This is a genomic window from Streptomyces sp. NPDC002785, assembly GCF_040295565.1.
Taxonomy (GTDB): domain Bacteria; phylum Actinomycetota; class Actinomycetes; order Streptomycetales; family Streptomycetaceae; genus Streptomyces.
The window spans coordinates 26,564-35,352 of record NZ_JBEOVN010000061.1 but is presented as its reverse complement, the minus strand read 5'-3'; the positions used below and the strand labels follow the sequence as shown (position 1 = coordinate 35,352).

Genomic DNA, 8,789 nt, shown 5'->3' with positions numbered 1-8,789 from the left:
GGCTCCCGACGCCCTGCGACTCCGCTTGCGGCGTTGTCGTCAGTCAGCGACGCTCTGCGTCGCTTCCTTCCTCCGCCTTGCAATCGAAGCCGCATGACGCCGCTCGCTGATCTGCTCCCTGTCGTGGGGGAGGTCGTAAGCACGCATCGGCCGCCACCCGCGAAGCCGTGCGCCTGTTATGCCGCCGGTAAATTTTGCCCGGGAAGCCGCCGCGGCGCCAGCCCCGTACCATGGGGGGTAGCCGTGGCGCGTCCGCCCGGCGGGCGTACGAGGACCCGAGAGCGACTGAGACGCCTGATCCCACGATCCGAGAGAAGCGCAAGCCACCCATGCCCACGCGCCACGACATCCGTAACGTAGCCATCGTCGCCCACGTCGACCACGGCAAGACCACGCTGGTCGACGCCATGCTCAGGCAGGCCGGCGCCTTCGCCGCGCACGCCGCCGAGAACCTCGACGAACGCATGATGGACTCGAACGACCTGGAGCGTGAGAAGGGCATCACGATCCTCGCCAAGAACACGGCGGTGAAGTATCACCCCAAGGACGGCGGGGACCCGATCACGATCAACATCATCGACACCCCCGGCCACGCCGACTTCGGCGGCGAGGTCGAGCGCGGTCTGTCGATGGTGGACGCGGTCGTGCTGCTCGTCGATGCCTCCGAGGGCCCGCTCCCGCAGACCCGCTTCGTGCTGCGCAAGGCGCTCTCCGCGAAGATGCCGGTCATCCTCTGCATCAACAAGACGGACCGTCCGGACTCCCGGATCGCCGAGGTCGTCGACGAGACGTACGACCTGTTCCTGGACCTGGACGCGGACGAGGACCAGATCGAGTTCCCGATCGTCTACGCCTGCGCCCGTGACGGCGTCGCCTCGCTGACCAAGCCGCAGGACGGCACCGTCCCGGCCGACAGCGAGAACCTGGAGCCGTTCTTCAACACGATCCTGGCGCACGTCCCGGCTCCGCAGTACGACGACGAGGCGCCGCTGCAGGCCCACGTCACCAACCTGGACGCCGACAACTTCCTCGGTCGTATCGCGCTCTGCCGCGTCGAGCAGGGTGAGCTGCGCAAGGGCCAGACCGTCGCCTGGATCAAGCGCGACGGCACGATGTCCAACGTCCGCATCACCGAGCTGATGATGACCGAGGCGCTCACCCGCAAGCCGGCCGAGAAGGCGGGCCCGGGCGACATCTGCGCCATCGCCGGTATCCCGGACATCATGATCGGCGAGACGCTGGCCGACCCCGAGAACCCGGTCGCGCTGCCGCTGATCACGGTCGACGAGCCGGCCATCTCGATGACCATCGGTACGAACACCTCGCCGCTCGTCGGCAAGGGCGGCAAGGGCCACAAGGTCACCGCCCGCCAGGTGAAGGACCGCCTCGACCGCGAGCTGATCGGTAACGTCTCGCTCCGCGTCCTGGACACCGAGCGCCCCGATGCCTGGGAGGTCCAGGGCCGCGGTGAGCTCGCGCTGGCCATCCTCGTCGAGCAGATGCGCCGTGAGGGCTTCGAGCTCACCGTCGGTAAGCCGGAGGTCGTCACCAAGCAGGTCGACGGCAAGACGCACGAGCCGATCGAGCGCATGACGATCGACTCCCCCGAGGAGCACCTCGGCGCGATCACCCAGCTGATGGCGACCCGCAAGGGCCGCATGGAGACGATGACGAACCACGGTTCGGGCTGGGTCCGCATGGAGTGGATCGTCCCGTCCCGCGGCCTCATCGGCTTCCGTACGGAGTTCCTGACGCAGACCCGCGGTACGGGCATCGCGCACTCCATCTTCGAGGGCCACGAGCCGTGGTTCGGCGAGCTGCGCACCCGTCACAACGGCTCGCTGGTCGCGGACCGCTCGGGTTCGGTGACCCCGTTCGCGATGGTCAACCTGCAGGAGCGGGGTGTCATCTTCACCGAGGCCGGCACTGAGGTCTACGAGGGCATGATCGTCGGCGAGAACTCCCGCGCCGACGACATGGACGTGAACATCACCAAGGAGAAGAAGCTCACCAACATGCGTGCGGCTTCCGCGGACACCACGGAGAACGTGGTGCCGGCCCGCAAGCTCTCCCTGGAGCAGTCCCTGGAGTTCTGCCGCGAGGACGAGTGCATCGAGGTGACCCCGGAGACCGTGCGTATCCGCAAGGTCGTCCTGGACCAGAAGGAGCGAGGCCGCGCCGCGTCGCGCGCCAAGCGCTGATCCCTGCACAGCGACTCCGGGACACCTCCTGTCCCGGGGCGCGCACAAAGCCTGATGAGCACGGCTGTTGAGAGGCCCGGCTCCCCGCAAGTCCGCGGGGAGCCGGGCCTCTCGGCTGTCTTCCCCCGCACTTCTGACACGCTGCACAACGAAGCCGTCCAAGTCGTCATCGGCCGCGGTCGTGAAGAAGGAGTACCGCTGATCCGGTCGGCCGGTAGCCTGTGCACGTGCCCGCCGATCTGCCCGTGCGGGCGGGGCACTTTTCGCCCCCCGACCGCCAAGCGTTGCCGGGGTGCTGCGCGCGCAGGCGTGCAACCCGTTTTCGCTGGTTGTGCGTCCGGTTATCGGGCGTTGCTCTCCGGAACATGTGTTAACGGTCCGTTTAGGGCGTGTCTGTCTGGGATCACTTTGTCCGGATTTCGGTCAACCATGCCTCGGCGATGTTGTCAAACCGAGACCCTTTAAGTGTGGTTTATGGCCCGGCCGTACTCGATAGTTGGCTCCATTGAGCTCGGGTCAATGGGTCACGCACTGTGGGGAGTGTCGACTCACGAGCACACTAGGGGCACTGAAACGATCGCCGTCAGGGGTGTCGGTGTATCAACTCCAGTGCCCTTCTTGTAGTCAAAAGTGGACTCATGAGGAGGAAACCCATGCGTGGTGCCAAGAGCGCCAAGTGGGTCGCGGGAGCGGCAATCATCGCCCTGGCTGCGACCGCCTGTGGTGGTAGCGACAAGGGCAGCGACAGCGGCATGAAGTCGGGCAAGGCGGACCCGAACGGGATCCTGACCGCCCAGCTCAGCGAGCCGCAGAACCCGCTGCAGCCGGCGAACGCCAAGGAGAGCCAGGGCAGCCGTGTCCTGCGCACCATCTTCGCCGGTCTCGTCGACTACGAGCCCGGCACCGGCAAGCTCACGTACGTCAACGCCGAGTCCGTGACGCCGAACGCGGACTCGTCCGTGTGGACCGTCAAGCTCAAGCCGGGCTGGAAGTTCCACGACGGCACCACGGTCACCTCCAAGTCCTACGTGGACTCCTGGAACTGGTCGGCCAACGTCAAGAACAACCAGACCAACTCCAGCTGGTTCCAGGACATCAAGGGTTACGCCGACGTCCACCCCGAGAAGGGTGCCCCGAAGGCGGACAAGATGTCCGGTCTGAAGGTCGTCGACGAGAACTCCTTCACGATCACCCTGACCGGTCCGGTCTCGTACTTCGCGTACAAGCTCGGCTACGACGTCTGGGCGCCGCTGCCCGAGTCCTTCTTCAAGGACCCGAAGGCCGCCGGCCAGAAGCCGATCGGCAACGGCCCCTACAAGTTCGTCTCGTGGGACCACAAGAAGCTGATCAAGGTCCGGAAGTTCGACGGTTACCAGGGCCCGAACAAGGCCAAGAACGGTGGCATCGACTTCAAGAACTACACCACCGCCGACGCCGCCTACTCGGACCTGCGGTCGAACAACCTCGACTGGATCGAGCAGATCCCGACGACCTCGCTGACGAGCTACAAGCAGGACCTCGGCGACCGCGCCATCGACGCCGAGTACTCCGCGATCCAGTCGATCGTCCCGGCGTTCTACACCAAGCAGTTCAAGGGCATCAACCCCAAGGTCATCCAGGGTCTGTCGATGGCCATCGACCGTGACACGATCACCAAGACCGTGCTGCACGGCACCCGTACCCCGGCCGACTCGTACGTCGCCCGCGGTGTGCTCGGCTACAAGCCCGGTGCCCTCGGCGACATCACGAAGTTCGACCCGGTCAAGGCCAAGGACCTCATCAAGCAGGGTGGCGGCGTCCCGGGCAACAAGATCTCGATCCAGTTCAACGCCGACCAGTCGCACAAGCCGTGGGTCGACGCGGTCTGCAACAGCATCCGCAAGGCCACCGGTGTCGAGTGTATCGGCGACTCCAAGCCGGACTTCCAGGCCGACCTGAACGCCCGTGACAACAAGCAGGTCAAGTCCATGTACCGCGGTGGCTGGGTGCTCGACTACCCGGTCAACTCGAACTTCATGCGCGACCTGTACGGCACCACCGCCGCGGGCAACACCTCGGGCTACTCCAACAAGGAGTTCGACGCTCTCGCCTCGAAGGCCGACAAGGCCAAGACGCTCGACGAGACCGTCAAGCTCTACCAGGAGGCCGAGCAGCTCCTGAAGAACAACATGCCGTCCATCCCGCTGTGGTTCTACAAGAACAACTCGGGCCAGTCGGTCAACGTCTTCGGGAAGATTCCCTACGGCCAGGACGGCGACCCCATCTTCACCGACGTCCAGGTGAAGGCCAAGAAGTAAGTATCGGGATCCGAAGGCCGGTTCCGCCGTTCCTCTTCGAGGGCGGCGGAACCGGCCCGTAGGCGTAGGCCCGGGGCTCTCCCCCACACCCCGCGGCGGAGACAACTCTGAGAAGGCCATCGCCGACCCCTCACGGCATGGAGGCATGATGGGGCGTTACGTCGCAAGGCGATTGCTCCAGATGATCCCGGTATTCATCGGGACCACTCTGATTATTTTCCTCATGGTCCACATCCTTCCCGGTGACCCCATCCGGGCGATGTGGGGAGACAAGGCGGCGGACCCCGCACAGGTCGCTTCGCTGCGCCATGAGTTCGGGCTCGACCAGCCCCTGTGGAAGCAGTACATCGACTACATGGGCAATCTCTTCCAGGGCGACTTCGGCAAGACCTTCGGTGGTCGCGAAGTCATCGACGAGATGTCCGAGTCCTTCCCGGTGACACTGCGGCTGACCGCCGTGGCCATGCTCATCGAGATCATCGTCGGCATCGGGCTCGGCGCCTGGGCGGGTCTGCGGGCCGGCAAGGCCGCCGACACCGGCGTCCTGGTCTTCACCCTGATCGTCATCTCGATCCCGGTGTTCGTGCTCGGCTTCCTCGCCCGCTTCGTCCTGGCGGACACGCTCGGCTGGGTGGCTCCGAACGTCCAGGACTCCACGAACTACGCGCAGTTGTTCCTGCCGGGCTTCGTACTCGCCATGCTGTCCATGGCATACGTGGCACGGCTGACCCGCACCACGTTCGCGGAGAACCTGCGCGCCGACTACATGCGTACCGCGATGGCCAAGGGCCTGCCCCGGCGCCGCATCATCGGCGTCCACCTGCTGCGCAACTCGCTGATCCCGGTGATCACCTTCCTGGGTACGGACGTCGGCGGCTTCATCGGCGGAGCGGTCGTGACCGAAGGCATCTTCAACGTCCAGGGTGTCGGAAACCTGCTCTTCAAGGCGCTGCAGCAGCGTGAAGGATCGACGATCGTGGGCGTTGTCACGGTCTTCGTCCTCGTCATCCTTGTGATCAACCTGATCGTCGACCTGCTGTACGCGGTCCTGGACCCGAGGATCCGGTATGCCTGACGTGACCGAGACCCAGACCGAAGCGGTGGCCGAGGCCGCCGCTCCGACCGCAGCCGAGGGCCACAAGGCCCAGGGCAAGCCGCGCAGCCTCTGGGGCGACGCCTGGTTCGACCTGCGTCACCGCCCGATGTTCTGGATCTCGGCGGTCCTGCTGCTGCTCCTGCTGATCATCGCCGCGTTCCCGGGGCTGTTCACCAGCGCCGACCCGCGCGACGGCGATCTGACCAACCACTTCCTGACCAAGCCGGAGCTGGGGCACTTCTTCCAGCCCGACTGGTTCGGTTACGACGGTCAGGGACGCTCCATCTACGCGCGTGTCATCTACGGCACCCGCGCCTCGATCATGGTCGGTGTCGGCGTCACCGCGGCAGTCACCCTGGTCGGCGGCCTGATGGGCATGCTCGCCGGATACTTCGGCGGCTGGCTCGATTCCGTGATCTCCCGGGTCACCGACATCTTCTTCGGCATCCCCTTCCTGCTCGGTGCGATGGTCGTCCTGAACGCCTTCACCGAACGCAAGGTCTACGTGGTGATCCTGGCCCTCGCCTTCCTGGGCTGGACCTCGATCTGCCGTGTGATGCGGGCCTCCGTGATCACCGCCAAGCAGGCGGACTACGTGACGGCGGCCCGCGCACTCGGCGCCGGCACCCCGCGGATCCTCTTCCGGCACGTACTGCCGAACGCGCTCGCCCCGACCATCGTCGTGGCCACGATCGCGCTGGGCGGATACATCTCGGCCGAGGCGACACTCTCGTTCCTCGGACTGGGGCTCGCGGACCCGACGATCTCGTGGGGTATCGACATCTCCGAGGGCAGCCAGGCCATCCGGGACAACCCGCATGCCCTGCTGTTCCCGGCCGGAATGCTCAGCCTCACGGTCTTCGCGTTCATCATGCTCGGCGACGCGGTGCGCGACGCCCTCGACCCGAAGCTGCGCTGAGGAGGGCGTACGACGTGACCATCAAGGACAAGACAGCAGACATCCCGGCGCCCCGCGCCGGGGGGTCGGACGACGCCCCACTCCTCGAAGTGCGCGACCTGCACGTGGAGTTCCACACCCGTGACGGAGTCGCCAAGGCCGTCAACGGTGTGAACTACAACGTCGACTCGGGCGAGACCCTGGCCGTGCTCGGTGAGTCCGGTTCCGGCAAGTCCGTGACCGCCCAGGCGATCATGGGCATTCTCGACATGCCGCCCGGCAAGATCCCGCAGGGCCAGATCCTGTACCGCGGCCAGGACATGCTCACCATGAGCTACGAGGAGCGGCGGCAGATCCGTGGCCAGAAGATCGCGATGATCTTCCAGGACGCGCTCTCCTCGCTCAACCCCGTGCTCTCGGTCGGCTATCAGCTCGGCGAGATGTTCCGTGTCCACCAGGGACTCTCCAAGAAGGAGGCCAAGGCCAAGGCCATCGAGCTGATGGAGCGGGTGAAGATCCCTGCCGCCAAGCAGCGGGTCGGCGACTACCCGCACCAGTTCTCCGGCGGTATGCGCCAGCGCATCATGATCGCCATGGCGATGGCCCTCGAGCCCGACCTGATCATCGCGGACGAGCCGACCACCGCGCTCGACGTGACGGTCCAGGCCCAGGTCATGGACCTGCTCAAGGAGCTGCAGAGCGAGTTCAACATGGGTCTGATCCTGATCACCCACGACCTCGGCGTCGTCGCCGACGTCGCGGACAAGATCGCGGTCATGTACGCGGGCCGGATCGTCGAGACGGCGCCGGTGCACGAGCTCTACAAGCGGCCCGCGCACCCGTACACCCGCGGTCTGCTCGACTCGATCCCGCGCCTCGACCAGAAGGGCCAGGAGCTCTACGCGATCAAGGGCCTGCCGCCCAACCTGCTCAAGGTTCCGTCCGGCTGCGCCTTCAACCCGCGTTGCCCCAAGGCGCAGGACATCTGCCGCACGGAGATCCCGGCCCTGGCGCCGGTCTCCGAGCAGGACGGCAGCGAACTGCCCGGACGCGGCAGCGCCTGCCATTTCTGGAAGGAGACGATCCATGGCTGAGCTCGACAAGACGGACGGTTCCATGGACGCCACCCCGAACGTCACCGATGTCGTGGCGGTCGACGCCGTCGACGAGACGACGGCGGTCGCCGCGATCGAGGCACCGGTGGAGCGCGGTGAGCCGATCCTCCAGGTCCGCAATCTGGTCAAGCACTTCCCGCTGAGCCAGGGCATCCTGTTCAAGCGCCAGGTCGGCGCGGTCAAGGCCGTGGACGGGGTCTCCTTCGACCTCTACCAGGGTGAGACGCTCGGCATCGTCGGCGAGTCGGGCTGTGGCAAGTCCACGGTCGCGCGGCTGCTGATGGCGCTGGAGACGGCCACGTCCGGCGAGGTCTTCTACAAGGGCCAGGACATCACCAGGCTGTCCGGGCGTGCGCTGAAGGCGGTCCGCCGGAACATCCAGATGGTGTTCCAGGACCCGTACACCTCGCTGAACCCGCGTATGACGGTCGGTGACATCATCGGCGAGCCCTTCGACATCCACCCCGAGGTGGCCCCGAAGGGCGACCGGCGCACCAAGGTCCAGGAACTGCTGGACGTCGTCGGCCTCAACCCGGAGTACATCAACCGCTATCCGCACCAGTTCTCCGGCGGCCAGCGCCAGCGCATCGGCATCGCCCGCGGCCTCGCGCTCAACCCGGAGATCATCATCTGCGACGAGCCGGTCTCCGCGCTCGACGTGTCGGTGCAGGCGCAGGTCATCAACCTGATGGAGAAGCTCCAGGACGAGTTCAACCTCTCCTACGTCTTCATCGCGCACGACCTGTCCATCGTCCGGCACATCTCCGACCGGGTCGGCGTGATGTACCTCGGCAAGATGGCCGAGATCGGTACGGACACGCAGATCTACGACCACCCGACGCACCCCTACACCCAGGCGCTGCTGTCGGCGGTCCCGGTCCCGGACCCGGAGGCCCGCCAGCGCGGCGAGCGGATCATCCTCACCGGTGACGTCCCGTCGCCGGCGAACCCGCCGTCGGGCTGCCGCTTCCGTACGCGGTGCTGGAAGGCCCAGGACAAGTGCGCCACGGAGATGCCGCTGCTGGCGGTCCCCGAGCGCTTCAAGTCCTCGGACAGCCCGGCCGCGCACGAGTCGGCGTGCCACTTCGCCGAGGAGAAGGACGTCGTCGGCGCGGCCTCGTAGTGCGACGCGTGTGACTCGGAAGGCCCGGAACCTCAGGTTCCGGGCCTTCTGCTGTGGTC

Annotated in this window: 6 protein-coding genes; all 6 read left to right on the top strand. The window is 66.2% G+C overall.

Going from position 1 to position 8,789, the window contains the following annotated elements; genetic code table 11:
* Positions 1-329 precede the first annotated feature (329 nt).
* The 6 genes from typA (at position 330) to ABTZ94_RS16980 (ending at position 8,730) form a co-directional block, all read left to right on the top strand.
* On the top strand, positions 330-2,201 hold the full coding sequence (gene typA, locus ABTZ94_RS17005) for a translational GTPase TypA (RefSeq protein ID WP_351201844.1): 1,872 nt from the start codon (positions 330-332) through the stop codon (positions 2,199-2,201).
* A gap of 653 nt (positions 2,202-2,854) precedes the next feature.
* The gene (locus tag ABTZ94_RS17000) at positions 2,855-4,498 is read left to right on the top strand and encodes a peptide ABC transporter substrate-binding protein (RefSeq protein ID WP_351201842.1); all 1,644 of its coding nucleotides are present in this window, start codon (positions 2,855-2,857) and stop codon (positions 4,496-4,498) included.
* 148 nt (positions 4,499-4,646) lie between these two features.
* Entirely contained in the window at positions 4,647-5,573 is a 927-nt protein-coding gene (locus ABTZ94_RS16995; protein WP_351201840.1) for an ABC transporter permease, read from the top strand.
* Positions 5,566-6,513 (top strand): ABC transporter permease, encoded by a 948-nt coding sequence (locus ABTZ94_RS16990; protein ID WP_351201838.1) that lies wholly within the window; start codon positions 5,566-5,568, stop codon positions 6,511-6,513. The genes ABTZ94_RS16995 and ABTZ94_RS16990 overlap by 8 nt, the downstream gene beginning before the upstream one ends.
* Positions 6,514-6,527: 14 nt before the next feature.
* Positions 6,528-7,586 (top strand): ABC transporter ATP-binding protein, encoded by a 1,059-nt coding sequence (locus ABTZ94_RS16985; RefSeq protein WP_351201836.1) that lies wholly within the window; start codon positions 6,528-6,530, stop codon positions 7,584-7,586.
* Positions 7,579-8,730 carry an ABC transporter ATP-binding protein gene (locus ABTZ94_RS16980; RefSeq protein WP_351201834.1) on the top strand — a complete coding sequence of 384 codons (1,152 nt, stop codon included), beginning with the start codon at positions 7,579-7,581 and terminating at the stop codon, positions 8,728-8,730. The genes ABTZ94_RS16985 and ABTZ94_RS16980 overlap by 8 nt, the downstream gene beginning before the upstream one ends.
* Positions 8,731-8,789 lie beyond the last annotated feature (59 nt).

Excerpts from the sequence above, each read along its gene's own strand:
- typA (WP_351201844.1), top strand. The coding sequence starts at position 330 with ATGCCCACGCGCCACGACATCCGTAACGTAGCCATCGTCGCCCACGTC.
- ABTZ94_RS17000 (WP_351201842.1), top strand. The coding sequence starts at position 2,855 with ATGCGTGGTGCCAAGAGCGCCAAGTGGGTCGCGGGAGCGGCAATCATC.
- ABTZ94_RS16995 (WP_351201840.1), top strand. The coding sequence starts at position 4,647 with ATGGGGCGTTACGTCGCAAGGCGATTGCTCCAGATGATCCCGGTATTC.
- ABTZ94_RS16990 (WP_351201838.1), top strand. The coding sequence starts at position 5,566 with ATGCCTGACGTGACCGAGACCCAGACCGAAGCGGTGGCCGAGGCCGCC.
- ABTZ94_RS16980 (WP_351201834.1), top strand. The coding sequence starts at position 7,579 with ATGGCTGAGCTCGACAAGACGGACGGTTCCATGGACGCCACCCCGAAC.